At 68.8% G+C, this 17,521-nt stretch carries 16 protein-coding genes; 6 read left to right on the plus strand and 10 right to left on the minus strand.

Annotation, left to right across the window (positions count from 1 at the left end; translation table 11 throughout):
* Positions 1-22: 22 nt before the first annotated feature.
* Positions 23-1,867 carry a dihydroxy-acid dehydratase gene (gene ilvD / locus V1Y59_RS16795; RefSeq protein WP_330506089.1) on the plus strand — a complete coding sequence of 615 codons (1,845 nt, stop codon included), beginning with the start codon at positions 23-25 and terminating at the stop codon, positions 1,865-1,867.
* A gap of 22 nt (positions 1,868-1,889) precedes the next feature.
* Here the strand turns inward: ilvD and V1Y59_RS16800 are convergent, their stop codons facing one another.
* Complete coding sequence (locus V1Y59_RS16800; RefSeq protein ID WP_330506090.1) at positions 1,890-3,110, minus strand: DoxX family membrane protein; 1,221 nt, start codon at positions 3,108-3,110, stop codon at positions 1,890-1,892.
* A gap of 160 nt (positions 3,111-3,270) precedes the next feature.
* Here V1Y59_RS16800 and V1Y59_RS16805 point away from each other — a divergent pair, with 160 nt between their 5' ends.
* Positions 3,271-4,371 carry a PQQ-dependent sugar dehydrogenase gene (locus V1Y59_RS16805; protein ID WP_330506177.1) on the plus strand — a complete coding sequence of 367 codons (1,101 nt, stop codon included), beginning with the start codon at positions 3,271-3,273 and terminating at the stop codon, positions 4,369-4,371.
* Between the two features lie 22 nt (positions 4,372-4,393).
* Here the strand turns inward: V1Y59_RS16805 and gatB are convergent, their stop codons facing one another.
* The gene (gene gatB / locus V1Y59_RS16810) at positions 4,394-5,896 is read right to left on the minus strand and encodes an Asp-tRNA(Asn)/Glu-tRNA(Gln) amidotransferase subunit GatB (protein WP_330506091.1); all 1,503 of its coding nucleotides are present in this window, start codon (positions 5,894-5,896) and stop codon (positions 4,394-4,396) included.
* A gap of 146 nt (positions 5,897-6,042) precedes the next feature.
* Here gatB and V1Y59_RS16815 point away from each other — a divergent pair, with 146 nt between their 5' ends.
* Positions 6,043-6,297 (plus strand): PspC domain-containing protein, encoded by a 255-nt coding sequence (locus V1Y59_RS16815; protein ID WP_330506092.1) that lies wholly within the window; start codon positions 6,043-6,045, stop codon positions 6,295-6,297.
* A 9-nt stretch (positions 6,298-6,306) separates the two neighbouring features.
* Here V1Y59_RS16815 and V1Y59_RS16820 read toward each other — a convergent pair whose 3' ends face one another.
* The 3 genes from V1Y59_RS16820 to V1Y59_RS16830 form a co-directional block, all read right to left on the minus strand.
* Positions 6,307-7,341 (minus strand): 6-phosphofructokinase, encoded by a 1,035-nt coding sequence (locus V1Y59_RS16820; RefSeq protein ID WP_330435078.1) that lies wholly within the window; start codon positions 7,339-7,341, stop codon positions 6,307-6,309.
* Between the two features lie 131 nt (positions 7,342-7,472).
* Positions 7,473-8,129, minus strand: a complete 657-nt coding sequence (locus V1Y59_RS16825; protein WP_330506093.1) for a response regulator transcription factor — start codon at positions 8,127-8,129, stop codon at positions 7,473-7,475.
* Positions 8,130-8,138: 9 nt separating this feature from the next.
* Positions 8,139-9,404, minus strand: coding sequence for a sensor histidine kinase (locus V1Y59_RS16830; protein WP_330506094.1), 1,266 nt, complete (start codon positions 9,402-9,404; stop codon positions 8,139-8,141).
* A 178-nt stretch (positions 9,405-9,582) separates the two neighbouring features.
* Here V1Y59_RS16830 and V1Y59_RS16835 point away from each other — a divergent pair, with 178 nt between their 5' ends.
* Together V1Y59_RS16835 and V1Y59_RS16840 are read left to right on the plus strand one after the other, a co-directional pair.
* The gene (locus V1Y59_RS16835) at positions 9,583-10,239 is read left to right on the plus strand and encodes a hypothetical protein (protein WP_330506095.1); all 657 of its coding nucleotides are present in this window, start codon (positions 9,583-9,585) and stop codon (positions 10,237-10,239) included.
* Between the two features lie 14 nt (positions 10,240-10,253).
* Positions 10,254-11,468, plus strand: coding sequence for an alpha/beta-hydrolase family protein (locus V1Y59_RS16840; protein WP_330506096.1), 1,215 nt, complete (start codon positions 10,254-10,256; stop codon positions 11,466-11,468).
* A 4-nt stretch (positions 11,469-11,472) separates the two neighbouring features.
* Here V1Y59_RS16840 and gatA read toward each other — a convergent pair whose 3' ends face one another.
* The 4 genes from gatA to V1Y59_RS16860 form a co-directional block, all read right to left on the minus strand.
* Positions 11,473-12,966 carry an Asp-tRNA(Asn)/Glu-tRNA(Gln) amidotransferase subunit GatA gene (gene gatA / locus V1Y59_RS16845; protein WP_330506097.1) on the minus strand — a complete coding sequence of 498 codons (1,494 nt, stop codon included), beginning with the start codon at positions 12,964-12,966 and terminating at the stop codon, positions 11,473-11,475.
* The gene (gene gatC / locus V1Y59_RS16850; protein ID WP_330435089.1) at positions 12,963-13,277 is read right to left on the minus strand and encodes an Asp-tRNA(Asn)/Glu-tRNA(Gln) amidotransferase subunit GatC; all 315 of its coding nucleotides are present in this window, start codon (positions 13,275-13,277) and stop codon (positions 12,963-12,965) included. The genes gatA and gatC overlap by 4 nt, the downstream gene beginning before the upstream one ends.
* Before the next feature lie 110 nt (positions 13,278-13,387).
* Positions 13,388-13,978 (minus strand): antibiotic biosynthesis monooxygenase, encoded by a 591-nt coding sequence (locus V1Y59_RS16855; RefSeq protein ID WP_330506098.1) that lies wholly within the window; start codon positions 13,976-13,978, stop codon positions 13,388-13,390.
* Positions 13,979-14,213: 235 nt separating this feature from the next.
* Positions 14,214-14,615 carry a VOC family protein gene (locus V1Y59_RS16860; RefSeq protein ID WP_330506099.1) on the minus strand — a complete coding sequence of 134 codons (402 nt, stop codon included), beginning with the start codon at positions 14,613-14,615 and terminating at the stop codon, positions 14,214-14,216.
* A gap of 116 nt (positions 14,616-14,731) precedes the next feature.
* Between V1Y59_RS16860 and V1Y59_RS16865 the strand changes: the two genes are divergently transcribed.
* The gene (locus V1Y59_RS16865) at positions 14,732-15,400 is read left to right on the plus strand and encodes an ACT domain-containing protein (protein WP_330506100.1); all 669 of its coding nucleotides are present in this window, start codon (positions 14,732-14,734) and stop codon (positions 15,398-15,400) included.
* A 33-nt stretch (positions 15,401-15,433) separates the two neighbouring features.
* On the opposite strand, the gene ligA is transcribed toward V1Y59_RS16865, so the two are convergent.
* Complete coding sequence (ligA, locus tag V1Y59_RS16870; RefSeq protein ID WP_330506101.1) at positions 15,434-17,512, minus strand: NAD-dependent DNA ligase LigA; 2,079 nt, start codon at positions 17,510-17,512, stop codon at positions 15,434-15,436.
* Between the last annotated feature and the right edge of the window lie 9 nt (positions 17,513-17,521).

A 17,521-nucleotide genomic window follows, 5' to 3' on the forward strand; every position in this document is an offset into this window, starting at 1 on the left:
GAATCGATCGAGGTACATCGCGATGCCAGCTCTGAGGTCCCGGACCACCACCGTCGGACGCGAAGCCGCGGGCGCGCGCTCACTCTGGCGCGCCACCGGTATGACCGACGACGACTTCGGTAAGCCGATCATCGCGATCGCGAACTCCTACACCCAGTTCGTGCCGGGACACGTGCACCTCAAGGATGTCGGCGAGATCGTCGCCGACGCGGTGCGTGCGGCCGGCGGTGTCCCGCGGGAGTTCCACACGATCGCGGTCGACGACGGCATCGCCATGGGTCACGGCGGGATGCTGTACTCGTTGCCGAGCCGCGAGATCATCGCCGACTCGGTCGAATACATGGTCAACGCCCACACCGCGGACGCACTGGTGTGTATCTCCAACTGCGACAAGATCACTCCCGGCATGCTCAACGCCGCGATGCGGCTCGACATCCCCACCGTCTTCGTGTCGGGTGGCCCGATGGAGGCAGGCAAGGCCGTCGTCGTCGGTGACGTCGCCCATCCCTCGTCTGACCTCATCACCACCATCTCGGCATCGGCCAACAGCGCCGTCGACGACGCGGGACTCAGCGAGGTCGAGCGGTCGGCCTGCCCCACCTGTGGCTCGTGTTCGGGCATGTTCACCGCGAACTCGATGAACTGCCTCACCGAGGCCCTCGGACTGGCGCTGCCGGGCAACGGATCCACCCTCGCCACGCACGAGGCGCGCCGAGCGCTCTTCGAACGTGCGGGCCGCGTCGTCGTCGAGGCGGCCACCCGCTGGTACCGCGACGACGACGAGTCCGTGCTGCCCCGGAACATCGCATCGGCCACGGCGTTTCGGAATGCCATGGCGCTCGACGTCGCGATGGGCGGCTCCACCAACACGGTGTTGCACATCCTCGCCGCCGCACAGGAGGGCGAGGTGGCAGATTTCGATCTGTCGGTCATCGACCAGATCAGCCGCAATGTGCCGTGTCTGTCGAAGGTGTCGCCGAACTCCGACTATCACATGGAGGACGTGCACCGTGCCGGCGGCATCCCGGCGATCCTCGGCGAACTACGGCGTGCCGGATTGATCGACGACACCGCCTCCACCGTGCACAGTCCGTCGATCGCACAGTTCCTCGACGACTGGGACATCCGCGGCGGCTCGGCCGTTCCCGAAGCGTTCGAACTCTTCCACGCGGCGCCCGGCGGAGTCCGCACGACCACGCCGTTCTCCACCGCCAACCGGTGGAAGTCGTTGGACACCGACGCGGCGGGCGGGTGTATCCGCGACCTCGAGCACGCCTACACCGTCGAAGGTGGTCTGTGTGTGTTGCGCGGCAACCTGGCACCTGATGGCGCGGTCCTCAAGACGGCCGGCATCGACGAGGATCTGTGGCACTTCGAGGGGCCGGCGCGTGTCGTCGAGAGCCAGGAGGAAGCGGTCCAGGTGATCCTGTCGAAGACCATCCAGGCCGGCGAGGTCCTGGTCGTGCGGTACGAGGGCCCGTCCGGCGGACCGGGAATGCAGGAGATGCTCCATCCGACCGCCTTCATGAAGGGCACCGGGATGGGCCGCAAGTGTGCGCTCATCACCGACGGCCGCTTCTCGGGCGGCTCGTCGGGTCTTTCGGTGGGGCACATGTCGCCCGAGGCCGCCTCCGGCGGCGCGATCGGCCTGATCGAGGACGGCGACCCGGTGCTGATCGACGTCGCGACGCGTCGGCTCGAGGTGCTGATCGACGACGACGTCCTCGCCGAGCGTCGAGCCAAGATGGAGGCCTCGGAGCGCCCGTGGCAGCCGAAGGAGCGTCAGCGTCCGGTCACCACGGCGCTGCGGGCGTACGCGAAGCTGGCCACCTCGGCCGACCGCGGCGCCGTCCGATCCGTCGACTGAGGGACGCTCTCCCAAACCGCCGTCAGCCGGTCGGGTTGCCCGGCGACTCGAACGGGTTGGTCCCGTTGAAGATCAGCCACACCGCGACAGCGGCACCGATCCCCACCAGCAGCATCGCTGCGGAGCCCCAGGCCGGGCGCCGGGACCAGCCGCGGGGGGCGTCGATGGAGATCCGGCCGGGGCCGGTCAGGATGATGGCCGCCGCGCAGACCGCCAGCAGCAACTCGTATTCGATGCCCGGGCCACCGCCGCCGGTGGCGAAGAACCACACGCCGCCGGCGAGTGTGGCCTTGTAGGCCGCCGCGACCAGCATCACCCCGAGCACCGCGGACGCGGCCAGTGGCGTGAAGAGCCCGATCACCAGCAGCAGTCCGCCCAGCGTCTCCGACAGTGCGCCGACGATCGCCAGCGGCCGCGCGGCATCCGCCTGGAACCCGATCGCCGGGTTCGCATCGTTGACGAGCATGTCCTCGAAGCCGGAGAGACGCGGCCCGTTCCACCAGCCGAACAACTTCTGCGCACCGTGCGCCATCGCGATCACCCCGACCGCACAGCGCAGCAGGAGCAGGCCCAGATCGATGGTCCCGCGCCGGGCGCGGCGCTCGGCGTCCGCGAGGTCCTCCTCGACCGACCGCAGTCGCTCGTCGCCGACCGGTGCGTCGCGCTGTTCGTAGCCGGCGGGGTCGTCGGACGGCACGGCCGCATATGCCTCGGCGGCCGGATACGGTTCGGACGCGTCCCGATAGCCCTCGGTCGGCGGCAGATACGCCTCGGTCGGGGTCGGCGTCGGCGGCAACGGGTCATGTTCGTCAGCGGCGGCGAACCGGGTCGTTCGGGCATCCGCGGCGGGTACCGCGAATCGGGCGGTCGGATCGTCGGCGGCCGGTTCACGTCCCTCGACCGCACCGGGCGGACGCCGGTCGATCATCGCCTCGGTCGGCGGGGTCGGGTCGGCCTCGGGCGGAGCAGTCGGCGGCTTCGGCGGCGGAGTCGGGGTTGCCGGCCCGTTCGAGTCCGCCGTCATCGACCGGGTCGCCACCTCGTCGGGTCCTATGTCGTCGAGGTCGTCGACCCGGGAGGCGCCCCCGGGCCCCGGGTTCGCGTGCCGGGCGTAGAAGGTGTCGCGCTCCTCGGTGGGTATCCGCCGCCGTCGTTGCGCCCCGGCCTCACCGAGGTCGATCTCACCCGTGGGTTCGTCGTACGGACTGGAGCCGCCGCCCGCGGCCGGGTCACGTTCGCTCACGCCTCCGACTGTAGGCGCAGTGCCCGCGAGGCGGGCCGAGCAGCGCGCGGTGAGTCGGAAACGATCGCCTACCCTGGGTGGCATGCGCATGGGGTGGCCGAGGTCAGGGGGCGACCGTCAACGGTCGGCATCGACGCGCCGCACCCGCACGACTCGTGTGCTGGTCGGGGCGGCAGTGGGTCTGCTGGTGATCGCCGCCACCGGCTGCGCGGATTTCACCGAGCAGGACCGGGCGCAGGACGCGGGCGCGTGGAGCGCCAACAACGAGTCGCCGGCCCGTCAGGAACAGCCGCGCCCGTCGCCCACCGAACCGCCTGCACCACCTCCGCCGGGTCCGTGCGTCGACCCGGACCCGGCCGTGATCGCCACCTGCCTGCAGTCGACGGGGGCCGTGATGCCCGGTGACGACCGCGGCGAGGTCACGGTGGTCGCCGAACGCACCACCGGCAAGATCATCACCACCAAACGGTATGGGCCGCACCGGGTTCTGGCGACAGCACCGGTGGATGCATCCGGCGACGGCGGGTTGATCGATTTCGCCTTCTCCCCCACGTACGACCAGGATCGCCTCATCTACGCCCTGATCACCACTCCGGCGGACAACCGCATCGTGCGTCTGGCGCCCAACGACGTCCCCAAGCCGATTCTGGTCGGCATCCCGAAGGGCGCCACCGGCAACATGGGTTCGATGTACTTCCGGACTCCGGGCGAACTGATCGTGGCGACGGGCAACGCCGGCAGCCCCGCCGCGGCCACCGATCCGTCGTCGCTCGCGGGCAAGGTCCTCGCGGTGACGTCGTTCCGCTCGGGCGTCAACCCGCCGCCGCGGGTACTGGCATCCGGTCTCGGCTCCGCGGTGTCGCTCTGTCCGAGCGCCACCACGGGGACCGTGTACCTCGCCGACCAGACCGCCACGGAGGATCGGGTCCAGGTCCTGGAGCAGTCGGGTCCCAAGGTCCTCTGGACCTGGCCCGATCGCCCGCAGATCGCCGGGTGCGCGGTCACCTCCGGGGCCATCTTCGTGTCCACGACCCGCACCCAGCGCATCGAGGCGCTCAGCGAACCGACCCGAGAACAGCCCGCCATCACCCCGCCGACGGTCGTGCTGGAGAAACGCTACGGCGCGCTGGGCCGCATGGTCGCACTGGAGAACGGCGTCCTCCAGTTCGCCACGGTCAACCGCACGGCGGGCCGGCCGGTCAGCACCGACGACCGGGTGGTCCGGTGGCTGCCACCCTCATCGTCGGAGGACCGCACCTAGGGTTCCTCAGGAACAGAATTGCTCAGGAACAGGCGGCGAGAACCAGTTCCTTGACCCGGGCGGGGTCGGCCTGTCCGCGCGTCGCCTTCATCACGTCGCCGACGATCTTGCCGGCCGCAGCGACCTTGCCACCGCGGATCTTGTCGGCGATGTCGGGGTTGTTGGCGAGCGCTTCGTCGACGGCCTTCTGCAGTGCCGAGTCGTCGCGGACCACCTCGAGACCGCGGTCGGCGACGACCTGTTCGGGTTCGCCCTCCCCGTCGAGCACACCGACGGCCACCTGCTGGGCCAGTTTGGTGGTCAGCTTGCCCTCGTCGACGAGACCGATGATCGTCGCCACCTGCGCGGGAGTGATCGGCAGGTCGGCGAGTTCGGTCTCGCGACTGTTGGCCTGCTGGGCGAGGAACGACACCCACCAACCACGTGCCGCCTCCACCCCGGCACCGGCGTCGACGGTGGCGATGACGAGGTCGAGGGCGCCGACGTTGACCAGGTCGCGCATCACCTCGTCGGAGACGCCCCAGTCGCCTTGGATACGCGCGCGCCGCACCCAGGGCATCTCCGGCAACGTCGTGCCCAACTCGTCGATCCAGGACTTGTCCGGCTGCACCGGCGGCAGGTCGGGCTCCGGGAAGTAGCGATAGTCCTCGGCGGTCTCCTTGCGCCGACCCGGCGATGTGGTGCCGTCGGCCTCGTGGAAGTGCCGTGTCTCCTGGATGACCTCACCGCCGGCGGTGAGCACCGCGGCCTGTCGGCGCATCTCATAGCGCACCGCGACCTCGACGCTCTTGAGGGAGTTGACGTTCTTCGTCTCCGTGCGTGTGCCGAATTCCGATGCGCCCGTGGGCATCAACGAGACATTGGCGTCACACCGCAGGGAACCCTGATCCATCCGGACATCGGACACGTCGAGCGCCTTCAACAGATCCCGCAGGGCGGTGACGTAGGCCCGCGCCACCTCCGGCGCGCGCTCGCCGGCCCCGACGATCGGCTTGGTCACGATCTCCACCAGCGGTACACCGGCGCGGTTGTAGTCGAGCAGCGAGTGGCTGGCACCGTGGATTCGTCCGGACCCGCCGATGTGCAGCGACTTGCCCGTGTCCTCCTCCATGTGGGCGCGCTCGATCTCCACCCGCCACGGCGTGCCGTCGGGCAGCAGCAGCTCGAGGAACCCGTCGTAGGCGATCGGTTCGTCGTACTGGGAGATCTGATAGTTCTTCGGCTGATCGGGATAGAAGTAGTTCTTGCGCGCGAACACGCTCGACGGCCGGATCGAGCAGTTGAGCGCCAGGCCGATCCGAATCGCGGACTCGATCGCCTTCACGTTGGCGACCGGCAGCGAACCCGGCAATCCGATGCACACCGGACAGACCTGCGTGTTCGGCTCGGCGCCGAATGCGGTCGGGCAGCCGCAGAACATCTTGGTCGCGGTGCCGAGTTCGACGTGCACCTCGAGACCGAGGACCGGATCGAATTCTGCGATGACCTGGTCGTAATCGAGCAGTTCGGTGGCAGCGGCAGTCATGGTTGCCATCTTATGGGGCCGCCGGAAGCGTGGCGGCGCGGGTCGCCGACTCCTCCCGCCGGAAACCGGGGAGGAGATCAGGGTCATCCCCGATGCCCTCGCACGTGGCGATGCGTAGCGTCGGATACAGAAGAAAGGAACCGACCATGACCAGCACTGCTCCCGCACCCACACGATTGATGCGCTCCCGCGACGACGCCTGGCTGGGCGGTGTCTGCGGCGGCATCGCCAAGCGGTTCGGGTGGGACGCGACCGTGATCCGGGTCCTGTTCGTGGCGTCGATCCTGTTGCCGGGACCCCAGTTGCTGCTCTATCTGGTGTTGTGGCTGATCATTCCGCGCGAGCCGAAGCCGACCCTGTCGACGACCTACCCGACCGCGTACCCGCCGAACGCCGTCTGATCCGCGCCGTCATCCGAAGATGACACGGATCTCCTGGTACTGGTCCGCGGGCACCTGCTTCGGATTGGCGAGAGCTTCGTCGAAGGTGATCCGAACGATGTCGGTACCGCGCAGCGCGACCATCTTGCCCCACGCCCGGTCCGCGACCAGGTCGGCGACCGCCATCCCGAACCGGGTGGCCAGCACGCGGTCGTAGGCGCTCGGGACGCCGCCGCGCTGGATGTGGCCGAGCACGGTGGAGCGGGTCTCGATACCGGTGCGCTCCTCGATGAGCGGGGCGAGCACTTCGCCGATGCCGCCGAGTCGCGGACGGTTGAAACCGTCGAGGCCCTTGACCGAGTACTCCTCCTTCATGTCCGGGAGTTTGAAACCCTCGGCCACGACCACCATCGGGGAACGACCACGGGAGCGCACCCCGGTCACCCACGCACAGATCTGGTCGAGGCTCTCGGGCTGCTCGGGGATGAGGATCGCGTGGGCACCGCCGGCGATCCCGGAATGCAGTGCGATCCAGCCGGCGTGGCGGCCCATCACCTCGAGCACCATGCACCGCTTGTGCGAGTTGCCGGTGGTGCGCAACCGGTCGATGGCCTCGGTGGCGATCTCCACCGCCGTGTTGAAACCGAAGGTGTAGTCGGTGGCATCGATGTCGTTGTCGATCGTCTTTGGCACGCCGACGATGTTGATCCCGTCCTCGAACAGGCGCTTGGACGCCGACGCCGTCCCCTCGCCGCCGAGCGCGATGACCCCGTCGATGCCGAGATTCTTCAGGACCTTCTTGATGTTGTCCGGACCACCGTCCGGCTCCTGGTAGGGCCCGAATCGACTGGTACCCAGGATGGTTCCGCCCTCGTGCGACAGGCCGCGCACGGATGCGCGGTTGAGTTCGACGATGTCGCCGTACACCAGGCCGTGCCAGCCGTCCTTGAAGCCGACGAACTCATGTCCATAGACGGTTCCGCCCTTGAGTACCGCTCCGCGGATCACCGCGTTCAGTCCAGGGCAATCACCGCCGCTGGTGAGAATGCCGAACCTCTTGGCCATCGCCGTGGAACCTCCCTGTCGACCACCTGTGCAACGTTCCCAATCAATCTAGTTGGCGGGGCGTCGCTGCGCCGGGTGTCGCCATCACCTGGCTCGTTTGCCAGGTGAACGTTCGGTGTCGGCGAGTGGGGTCACTTGAGTCCGTTCTCGTAGGCGAAGACGACAGCCTGGGCCCGATCCCGCAGGCCCAGTTTCCCGAGCACGCTGCTGACGTGGGTCTTGACGGTCTGCTCGGACACGAACAACTGCTCGGCGATCTCGCCATTGGACCTGCCGTCGGACACCAGGTCGAGTACCTCACGTTCACGTGGGGTGAGGTGTTCGGCGGCCCGACTGCGCGGTGTGCGGGATCGGCGCGAGGTGACCTCCGCGATCAACCGCCGGGTCACCGACGGCGCGAGCAACGCTTCGCCGGCGGCGACGACGCGCACGGCACGGACGAGTTCGTCCGCGGGGGCATCCTTCAACATGAACCCGGACGCGCCGATGCGCAATGCCTCGTAGACGTAATCGTCGATGTCGAAAGTGGTCAACATCAGCACGCGCGTCGGGTCGGATCGGCCGGAGGCCGAGCGCAGGATCTCCTCGGCCGCCCGCAGTCCGTCCTTGCGCGGCATGCGCACATCCATCAGCACCACATCGGGCCGGACCCGGGCGCAGAGGTCGACGGCGTCGACCCCGTCGGCCGCATCGCCGAGCACCGAGATGTCGGGTTGGGCCCCGAGCAATGCCGAGAATCCCTGCCGGACCATTGCCTGATCGTCGACGACCACCACCGTCACAGCCACACCGACAGCCTATTCGCCGACGATCGGCACCGACCCGACGGCGCCCAGCGCGCCGACGTGGTGAGGTGGGATGACGGCACGGACCACGAAGCCGCCGTCGGCGGTCGGCTCGGTGGTCAGCACCCCGCCGACCGCGGCCGCGCGCTCGACCATCCCCGGAATACCCGTGCCGGGTCCGGGAAGCCGGACCGGCTCGCCCGTGGGCGCAGAATTGCGCGCGCACACCTCGACCGCGCCATCGGCAGTCGGACTGATCGTGATGTCGACCCGGGCGCCCGGCGCGTGGCGCGTGGCGTTCGCGAGGCTCTCCTGCACGATGCGGTAGATCACCAGACCCGCTGCCGCGCCGACCTTCTCGTGATCGACCAGATCGGAGAGGTCGACGGCGGCGCCGGTCATCCGGGTCTGTGTCACCAGCGCCGGAACATCGTCGAGACCGGGGTTCGGTGCGGCGGACGCCTCACCGTCGGTGCGTAGTACACCGAGCAACTGGCGCACCTCGTCGAGTGATGCGCGAGCCGAGACCGCAATCGCGTCGAACTCGGCAGCCGCCTCGTCGCTGACGTCGCCGAGTCGGTAGCGAGCAGTCTGCGCCATCACCACAACCACCGACATCCGGTGCGCGACAACGTCATGCAGGTCACGGGCGATGCGCGCTCGCTCCTGCAGGATCGCTTTCTGCGATTCGACCAACTGGGTCTGCTCCGCGCTCTCGGCGAGTTGTCGTCGGGAGTTGAGCAAGATCCGCAACAACGCCACCACCACGGCCAGAACGGTGAGACCGAACGCCCACCCGGCGCGGGCCTCGGCCGGCGCGGCGAGTACGAACACGATGACGGTGCTGACCCACACGACCGGAACCCATCGCAACGAGCAGCGCAGGTAGGCGAAGAAGGTCAGGACGAGCAACGAGATGATGTGGGTCACCTGGATCGACCACGGCCACCCGTTGACCGTCGGCACCAGCAGTCCGATCAGCTGCGCGGAGACCACCGAGATGGCCCAGCCGGTGACCGGTGCGGCCCAGGCCAGTGCGACCGGTAGCGACGCGAATGCCGCCGCGACCGGCAGGGCGTAGTCCGGCATCGAATGCGTCATCACCAGCGTCGGCCAGGAAACCGCGAACAGGATCAGCGCGACCAGCAGGAAGAACCAGTTGACCGGCGAACTCACATACCGCTGCACACCCGGGTCCTGCGCCGCCGGCATCTCCCGGACGCCACGTATCGTCGCCGCACCTGCCGTCGCCGCCAGGGCCCGCATACGTCGGAACATCGTCATCACCTCGCCCACACCGTAGGTCGCCCGACCACCGCCCGTCCTCATACTTTCGGGGGATTCCGCTGTCACCGCCAGGGTGAGATCGGCCGGTCCGACCGCACCCAGCGGACTCCCCCCGGTTCACTGCCCCGGCCGATGTGGACGGGCGCTCCCGATTGACACCTTCATGTCCATGACACAGCACCGCATCCCCCGGCGTCGAAACCGCCGTCTGCGTCTGACTCTCGTTCTCCTGCTTTCGGTCACAACACTTCTCGGGGCGACCGTCGCGACGTCGCAGGCGCAGCCCGCACTCGCCGGTCACGATGGGCTGATCGAGTTCGCCCCGGACTCAGCTGATCTCGCAACCCCGGCGGGACGCATCGTCTGGGATCTCACCACCGACCGACACGATCGGGCGGCGGAGCACTTGCCCGCCGGGTTCGCGGCGGAGTTCGGCTATCGACCCGAGGTGGATCGGGGCTACCCCATCAATCCCGGCGGCGGCTGCTCGTCACCCGTACCTCTGCCCGATCGATTCGAGATCCTCTGCCGCACACACGACTTCGGCTACGATGTGCTGCGGTTCGCCGACCGGTCCGGGATGCGGCTGGGCGGCTGGGCGCGACTGAGGCTGGATCGGATGCTCGTCGAGCGCATGCACGCGTCGTGCACCTCCCCCATCTGCCACATCGCCGCAACCGCCGCAGATCTCGGCCTGCGGCTGAACACGTGGCGTCAGTTCGACGGTCCTCCGGGCTCGCCGGAGTCGGCCGCCGAGATCATGTCGTCCGGGCTGGGCCGTGGCTGGGCCGCGTTCGTGGATCGCGGAGCGGAGCAGCCACGATGATCACCCAGCCCGACATGTCTGTCGACAGTCTGCGTTTTCCGCGACGGGCATCCGTCGGTCTGCCGCATCCGCTGGTCAGCTGCCTGGCGGCGTTCGGTGCGGTGGCGGCACTGTGGCCGTCCGGGCTGCCACGCTCTTCGCTGGTGTCGGCTGCGCTGGTGGCCGGATGCGTCGCGGTGGCGACCATCACGGGGCTGCTGCTGGCCCGACGGCGCCCGGTGCCCCCGGTGGGTGCGGTCGCCGCCGCCGCGGGCGGGATCGGCACGACCTGGATCGCGGCCCTGATCAGTGGGTCGTGGCAGAACGTTCTGCGGTCGGACCTCGGGGCGGCGCCGGTGGGAGCCGAGTGGATCGTGATGTCCGCACTGGCGGCGATGGTCGTGTTCGGACTGATCGTGTGGCTCCCCCGTACCACTGCGGTGGGATCCGCGATGATCGCCGCGCTCGTCGCCGGTGCGTTGCCCGCCGACGCCGACGACGGCCCCGCCGAGCCCCCACCGCCGCCGGCCGGTGTGCTGTACGGGCCGGTCGACGCGGGCTCCGCCGACGGACGCGCCACCGAGCTCGTCGCCCGGTGGGTCGACGAAGGTGGTCTCGACCGGGAGGCCGTGGTGATCGCGGTACCGACCGGTTCGGGGTGGGTGGACCCGTCCGCGGTGCGGGGCTATGTCGACCGCTTCGGCGGGGATGTCGATGTGCTGGCGTTGCAGTACTCGGCTCGTCCGTCGTGGCAGACGTTCGTCGCGGACCGGTCTGCGGCGGGTCACAGCGCGATCGTCCTCCTCCGTGCCGTCCTCGACACGGTCGCCGAGCGGACTCCGGGCGAACGTCCGGCCGTCCACGTGTACGGACAGAGCCTCGGGGCGGTCGGCGCGGAGGCCGCGCGGGTGTGGGCGGTTGCCGAACGACCGGGCGCGGTCACCGAGACGGTGCTGTCCGGGGTGCCCGGCGACAGCGTGGCTCGTCAGAGCAGCCCCGATTCGGATCGCGTGATCCTCGCGAACGCCTCCGATCCGATACCGCGGTGGTCCCTGGCGTCGATCTGGCGACCGGCGCGGCAACCACACGACGCCCGGATCGTCGGCCGCCCGGCACGTCAGCCACCGTGGCTTCCGGTCATCGGGTTCCTGCAGACCTCCGCCGATCTCCTGGGCTCACTCGACGGGGATGCCGGCGTCGGGCACCGTTACGGCGCGAGTCAGACGTCGAGCCTGTCCGACGCCGGCTGAGTTGTCATGCGATCGGTCCGCGGGCCGCCTCGTAGGCCGCGCCGACCCGGTACAGCCGGTCGTCGGCGAGGGCGGGCGCCATGATCTGCAGACCGACCGGCATGCCGTCGTCGGCCGACAGCCCCGACGGCACCGACATCGCACCCACTCCGGCCAGGTTGACCGGCAGTGTGCACAGGTCGAACAGGTACATCGCCAGCGGATCGTCGACCTTCTCCCCCAGCGCGAAAGCCGTTGTCGGCGTGGTGGGTGACACGAGGACGTCGACTTTCTCGTACGCGGCGGCGAAGTCGCGGGCGATCAGGGTCCGCACCTTCTGCGCCTGTCCGTAGTACGCGTCGTAGTAGCCGGATGACAGTGCGTAGGTGCCGATCATGATGCGGCGCTTGACCTCGGGGCCGAACCCGGCGTCGCGGGTCAGGGCCATCACCTCTTCGGCACTGTGGGTGCCGTCGTCGCCGACACGCAGGCCGTAGCGCATCGCGTCGAATCGCGCGAGGTTCGACGACACCTCCGACGGCAGGATCAGGTAGTAGGCGCCCAGTGCGTAGCTGAAGTGCGGGCACGAGACCTCGACGACCTCCGCACCGCGTTCGGTGAGTACCGCCAATGCCGCGCGGAACGAGTCGAGCACGCCCGACTGATATCCCTCGCCCTGCAGCTCTTTCACGACGCCGATCTTCACCCCGGACAGATCCTGTTCCGCCCCGAAGCGTGCGGCGCCGACGACGTCGGGGACGGGCGCATCGATGGAGGTCGAGTCGCGCTGATCGTGGCCGGCGATCACGGTGTGCAGCATCGCGGTGTCGAGAACTGTGCGGCCACACGGGCCGCCCTGGTCCAGCGAGGACGCGCAGGCCACCAGCCCGTACCGCGACACCGTGCCGTAGGTGGGTTTGACGCCGACGGTCGCGGTGACCGCCGCCGGCTGCCGGATGGAGCCGCCGGTGTCGGTGCCGATGGCGAGCGGGGCCTGATACGAGGCGAGAGCGGCCGCGCTGCCGCCGCCTGATCCACCCGGAATCCTGTTGGTGTCCCAAGGATTACGGGTCACCTGGTAGGCCGAGTTCTCCGTCGAGCTCCCCATGGCGAACTCGTCCATGTTCGTCTTGCCGAGGATCGGGATGCCGGCGGCGCGCAATCGTTCGGTGACCGCCGCGTCGTACGGCGGCACCCAGCCCTCCAGGATGCGTGACCCGCATGTCGTCGGCGCGTCGACGGTGGTGAAGACGTCCTTCAGCGCGATCGGGACGCCGGCGAGCGGCGAGAGTTGCTCGCCCGCTGCGATCGCGTCGTCGGCGGCCTTGGCCGCGACGAGCGCCTCGGCGCCGCTGACGTGGAGGAAAGCGCCCAGTTCCCCGTCGATCTCGGCGATCCGGTCCAGGTGCGCCTGGGTGACCTCGACCGACGACAACTCTCGGTTCGCGATCTTGTCGGCCAGATCGGCGGCGGTCATCCCGGTGAGGTCACCGGCGGTGCGAGCGGAAGACGCTGTCATTGTTCCTCCCCCAGGATCTGTGGGACGGCGAACCTGTCCTGTTCGACCCGCGGGGCACCGGACAGCGCCTGGTCGGTGGTCAAGCCGGGGACCACGACGTCGGGGCGCAGCACATTGGCCAGTTCGGCGGGGTGGGCGGTGCCGGGGACGTCGTCGGCTGCCACCTCGGCGACCTGCGCGACGTGCGCCAGGATCGAGTCGAGCTGCTGGGCGTACTGATCGAGTTCGTCCTCGGTCAGCGCCAACCGGGACAGCCGAGCCAGATGCGCGACCTCCTCCCGGGAGATCGCCGACTCTGATCCGCTGGACATGCCGCGTCCTTTCTCGCCGTGTCTGATTTCTTGCCGTGACTGATTTCTTGCCGTGTCTGGGCAATCCCCACCAGCCTATGGGAGCCGTGCCGGGTGCCGTGACGCGGAGGTCAGTGCAGCCATCGTTTCAGTCGAGCCGTCAGCCAGGGCAGCACCAGATAGACCATGAGCGGCGTGTTGATGAGGGTCGCGATGAGTGTGGTGACCACCACGGGCAAGGCGTCCAGATGACCGATGACCAGCACGTTGATGAGCACCGACAACGGGAAGAAACCGAGCCAGATGGTGATCGCCTGCTTCCAGCGTGGCGGTGGCGCACCGTGGACACGAACTGCCTGGGTCAGATGCTGCTGCGGCTCGAACCACCCCTCGATGCCCGACAGCCGATGCGTCGCATAGTCGACCGCGACACCCTCACCGCGGGAGAGCCACGCCTTGCGTACCGGCGACGACACCCAGTCGTCCATCGTCTGCTCGTCGGCGAACCGATAGACCACGTAGTACTCGTTGTCGATGCGGGAGTTCCGCAACCACCCGCCGCCGAGAAAGCCCGGGAAGGTCCGGGCGAGGGCGATTCCCGCGTCGGTCCAGCTCACGAAGTCGTGCTCGCGCCCGGGAGCTATCCGGCGTGCCACCGACGCGGTGACCTGTGTGGAGGCCTCCAGCGGGTCGGTGGACGGCGGGTCGTCGTCGATTGCCATGGCCCCATGGTGGCCGTCGCGGGCGTCGTGCGCACACCGTGCCCGCGCGGACGTCGGGCTCCAGCCGCTGGTCGAGTGCGACGGACGGAGTGAGGAGCTGATCGAGACCTCCGTCACCGAGATCTCGATACGCCGCGGACTCGCAAGCTCGCCCGCGGCTACTCAATCAGCGGGGGTGGGGTCGCCCGCGGCTACTCGATCAGCGGATGGAAGTGGCGCATCTCGATCGCGGAGATCAGACGAGGGTGTAGAACTCCAGCGCGATGTCGTCGGGATCGCGGAATGCCACGAGCGACCCGGTCCGGCCCTCGACGATCTCGCCGTGCGGGATCGAGTGTTGGTCCAGAACGGCGACCCACAACTGGAGTTCGGCGAGGTCGGCGACGGCGAACGACAGGTGGTCCAGACCTGCCCGATGCTCGTCGAACGTCCCCTTCACAGCCGAATCATTGTGGGCGACAAGGCTGATCGGCGGCGTGTCGGGCCGGTTGAGGAGCGCCTTGTCCAGCCCGCCGGCCGTCCAGCGTGCCACCTCGGCGAACCCGAGGACTCGCGCGTACCACTCGATCGACACGTCCAGTTCGCTCACCGTCAGTGCGGCGTGGTGCAGTCCGTGCAGCGGCGGTGTTCCGGTCACGCCGATCACCGTAGTCGGCCGGGATCACGGCCACCAGCAGTATCGCGGCAACCGATCGGCACCCCGGCTCCATCCGCGACCCTCTCGTCACACGACGGTCACAGCGCAGTGCGACAATGGCCCGCGTGTCGTACCTGCTGCGCGTCTACCTCGAGGATCGACCGGGCAGCCTCGGTCTGCTCGCCGTCCAGCTCGGCTCGGTCGGCGCCGACATCCTCTCCCTGGAGGTCGTCGAACGTGGTGAGGGCTATGCGGTCGACGATCTGGTGGTCGACATCGCACCCGGTTCCCTACCCGACGGCCTCATCACCGCGGCCGAGAAGCTGAAGGGTGTTCGGGTCGACTCGATCCGCCCGTACGCCGGGGTGCTGGACACCCACCGCGAGCTGGAGCTGGTGGACCAGGTGGCCACGGCCGACAACGACCGGCTCCAGGTGCTGGTGGACAACGCGCCGCGCGTTCTGCGGGTGTCGTGGGCGATGGTCATCACCAGCGCCAGCGGTGGCGTGCTGCAGCTGTTCGGCAGTTCCGGCGCCCCGGAGACCCCGCTCACCCGGGCGGACTGGCTGCCGATCGGACGCGCCACCCAGCTCGACGAAACGGCTGCGTGGGTGCCCGAGGCGTGGCAGGACATGGACACCCGACTGGCGGCCGCACCACTGGGCGACGGCGCGAAGGCGGTTCTGCTCGGTCGCATCGGCGGGCCCGACTTCCGCCCGTCGGAGATCGCGCGCCTGGGCTATCTCGCCGGAATCGTCAGCACGGTGTTGCGCGCGGACAGCTGAGTCATTCATCCGCCTCGTCAGGCCCCGTCTGGGTCAGGCCCCCGTGGTCGCCTCGCCGGTCTCCAGCAGCTGTTTGAATCCGTCCTCGTCGAGGATCGGCACCCCCAACTGCTCGGCCTTGGCGGCCTTGGTGCCCGGTGAGTCGCCGACGACGACGTAGTCGGTTTTCTTCGAGACAGACCCCGACGCCTTGCCGCCGCGCTGCAGGATCGCCTCCTTGGCGCCGTCGCGGGAGAAGTCCTGCAATGAGCCGGTCACCACGACGGTCTTGCCCTCCAGTGTCCGGGCGATTGATTCGTCCCGCTCGTCCTCCATGGAAACCCCGGCGGCACGCCACTTCTCGACGACATCCCGATGCCAATCGACGGTGAACCAGTCCCGGATGCTCTGTGCGAGGGTCATCCCGAGTCCCTCGACCTCGGCGAGCTCTTCGGCTGTCGCGTCCTCGATGGCCTGTAGCGAGCCGAATTCTGTTGCGAGCGCACGCGCCGCGGTCGGCCCGACGTGTCGGATGGACAGTCCGACGAGCACCCGCCACAACGGAACCTTCTTGGCACCTTCGAGATTGGCCAGCAGCCGTTTCCCGTTGGCGGACAGGGCACCCGCCTTCGTGCGGAACAGGTCGGTCGTGGTCAGATCGTCGGCCGTGAGCGAGAACAGGTCCCCCTCGTTGGTCAGCACACCCGACGTCAACAACGCGGTGGCGGCCTCGTAGCCGAGCGCCTCGATGTCGAACGAACCGCGGCCGGCGAGGTGGAAGAGTCGTTCACGGAGCTGCGCCGGGCAGGATTGCGCGTTGGGGCAACGGATGTCGGCGTCGCTGTCCTTCTCGGGTCGCAGCGAGGTGCCGCATTCCGGGCAGTGCGTCGGCATCACGAACTCGCGCTCGCTGCCGTCACGGACATCCACGACTGGGCCGAGGACCTCGGGGATGACATCGCCGGCCTTGCGGATGGTGACGGTGTCACCGATCAGCACGCCCTTGCGGCGGACCTCGGATTCGTTGTGCAGGGTCGCCCGCGACACCGTCGAACCCGCGACGAGGACCGGCTCCATGAACGCGAACGGCGTGACGCGACCGGTTCTCCCGACGCCGACCTTGATGTCGAGGAGCTCGGTGGTCGCCTCTTCCGGCGGATACTTGTAGGCGATGGCCCAGCGGGGCGCACGAGACGTGGAGCCCAGGCGCCGCTGCAGCGTGACGTCGTCGAGCTTCACCACGATGCCGTCGATCTCGTGTTCGACGTCGTGCCGATGCTCGCCCCAGTACCCGACCTTGTCCAGGATCTCTTGCGCGCCGCCCACTTTGGTGGTGTGGTCGGACACCGGAAGTCCCCAGGCACCGAGGGCGAGGTAGGCGTCGTGCAGCGACTTCGGTCGCCACCCCTCGGTGTGGCCGATGCCGTGACAGATCATCCGGAGCCGACGGCGAGCGGTCACCTGCGGATTCTTCTGACGCAATGATCCGGCCGCGGAGTTCCGGGGATTGGCGAACGGGGGCTTGCCGTCGGCGACGAGGGAGGCGTTGAGTGCCTCGAAATCCTCGACCCGGAAGAAGACCTCGCCGCGGACCTCGAGCTCATGGGGTATCGGGAAGTCGGCGTTCTCGGTCAACCGTTGCGGGACGTCGTCGATGGTGCGCGCGTTGAGGGTGACGTCCTCCCCGGTACGCCCGTCTCCGCGGGTGACCGCGCGGGTGAGAGTGCCGTCGGTGTAGACCAGCGAGAGCGCCACGCCGTCGATCTTGAGCTCGCACAGGAAGTCGGCCTCCGGGCCGGTCTCGACATGGACACGGTCGACCCAGGCGCGCATCTCGTCGGCGTCGAACACGTTGTCCAGGGACAGCATCCGCTCGAGGTGGTCGACCGGGGTGAAGGCGGTCGAGAACCCGCCACCGACCAGCTTCGTCGGGGAATCCGGCGTCGCGAGTTCGGGGTGGGCGTCCTCCAACTCCTGCAGCTCGCGCAGCAGCCGGTCGAACTCGCCGTCGGTGATGATCGGCGCGTCCTTGACGTAATAGCGGAACTGGTGGTCGCGGATCTCCTCGGCCAGCGCGGTCCACTTCTCGCGCAGCTCGCTGCTCACATCCGATACGTCACCTGGTTCTGCCACGTCATGAGG

The sequence above is a fragment of the Gordonia prachuapensis genome, from assembly GCF_036350515.1.
Classification (GTDB): domain Bacteria; phylum Actinomycetota; class Actinomycetes; order Mycobacteriales; family Mycobacteriaceae; genus Gordonia; species Gordonia prachuapensis.

What these genes read in the sequence shown, in the direction of transcription:
- V1Y59_RS16865 (WP_330506100.1), top strand. Translation starts at nt 14,732, where the DNA reads ATGGCCCGCGTGTCGTACCTGCTGCGCGTCTACCTCGAGGATCGACCG.
- V1Y59_RS16835 (WP_330506095.1), top strand. Translation starts at nt 9,583, where the DNA reads ATGACACAGCACCGCATCCCCCGGCGTCGAAACCGCCGTCTGCGTCTG.
- gatA (WP_330506097.1), bottom strand. Translation starts at nt 12,966, where the DNA reads ATGACAGCGTCTTCCGCTCGCACCGCCGGTGACCTCACCGGGATGACC.
- V1Y59_RS16840 (WP_330506096.1), top strand. Translation starts at nt 10,254, where the DNA reads ATGTCTGTCGACAGTCTGCGTTTTCCGCGACGGGCATCCGTCGGTCTG.
- gatB (WP_330506091.1), bottom strand. Translation starts at nt 5,896, where the DNA reads ATGACTGCCGCTGCCACCGAACTGCTCGATTACGACCAGGTCATCGCA.
- V1Y59_RS16820 (WP_330435078.1), bottom strand. Translation starts at nt 7,341, where the DNA reads ATGGCCAAGAGGTTCGGCATTCTCACCAGCGGCGGTGATTGCCCTGGA.
- ilvD (WP_330506089.1), top strand. Translation starts at nt 23, where the DNA reads ATGCCAGCTCTGAGGTCCCGGACCACCACCGTCGGACGCGAAGCCGCG.
- V1Y59_RS16815 (WP_330506092.1), top strand. Translation starts at nt 6,043, where the DNA reads ATGACCAGCACTGCTCCCGCACCCACACGATTGATGCGCTCCCGCGAC.
- V1Y59_RS16855 (WP_330506098.1), bottom strand. Translation starts at nt 13,978, where the DNA reads ATGGCAATCGACGACGACCCGCCGTCCACCGACCCGCTGGAGGCCTCC.
- V1Y59_RS16830 (WP_330506094.1), bottom strand. Translation starts at nt 9,404, where the DNA reads ATGTTCCGACGTATGCGGGCCCTGGCGGCGACGGCAGGTGCGGCGACG.
- gatC (WP_330435089.1), bottom strand. Translation starts at nt 13,277, where the DNA reads ATGTCCAGCGGATCAGAGTCGGCGATCTCCCGGGAGGAGGTCGCGCAT.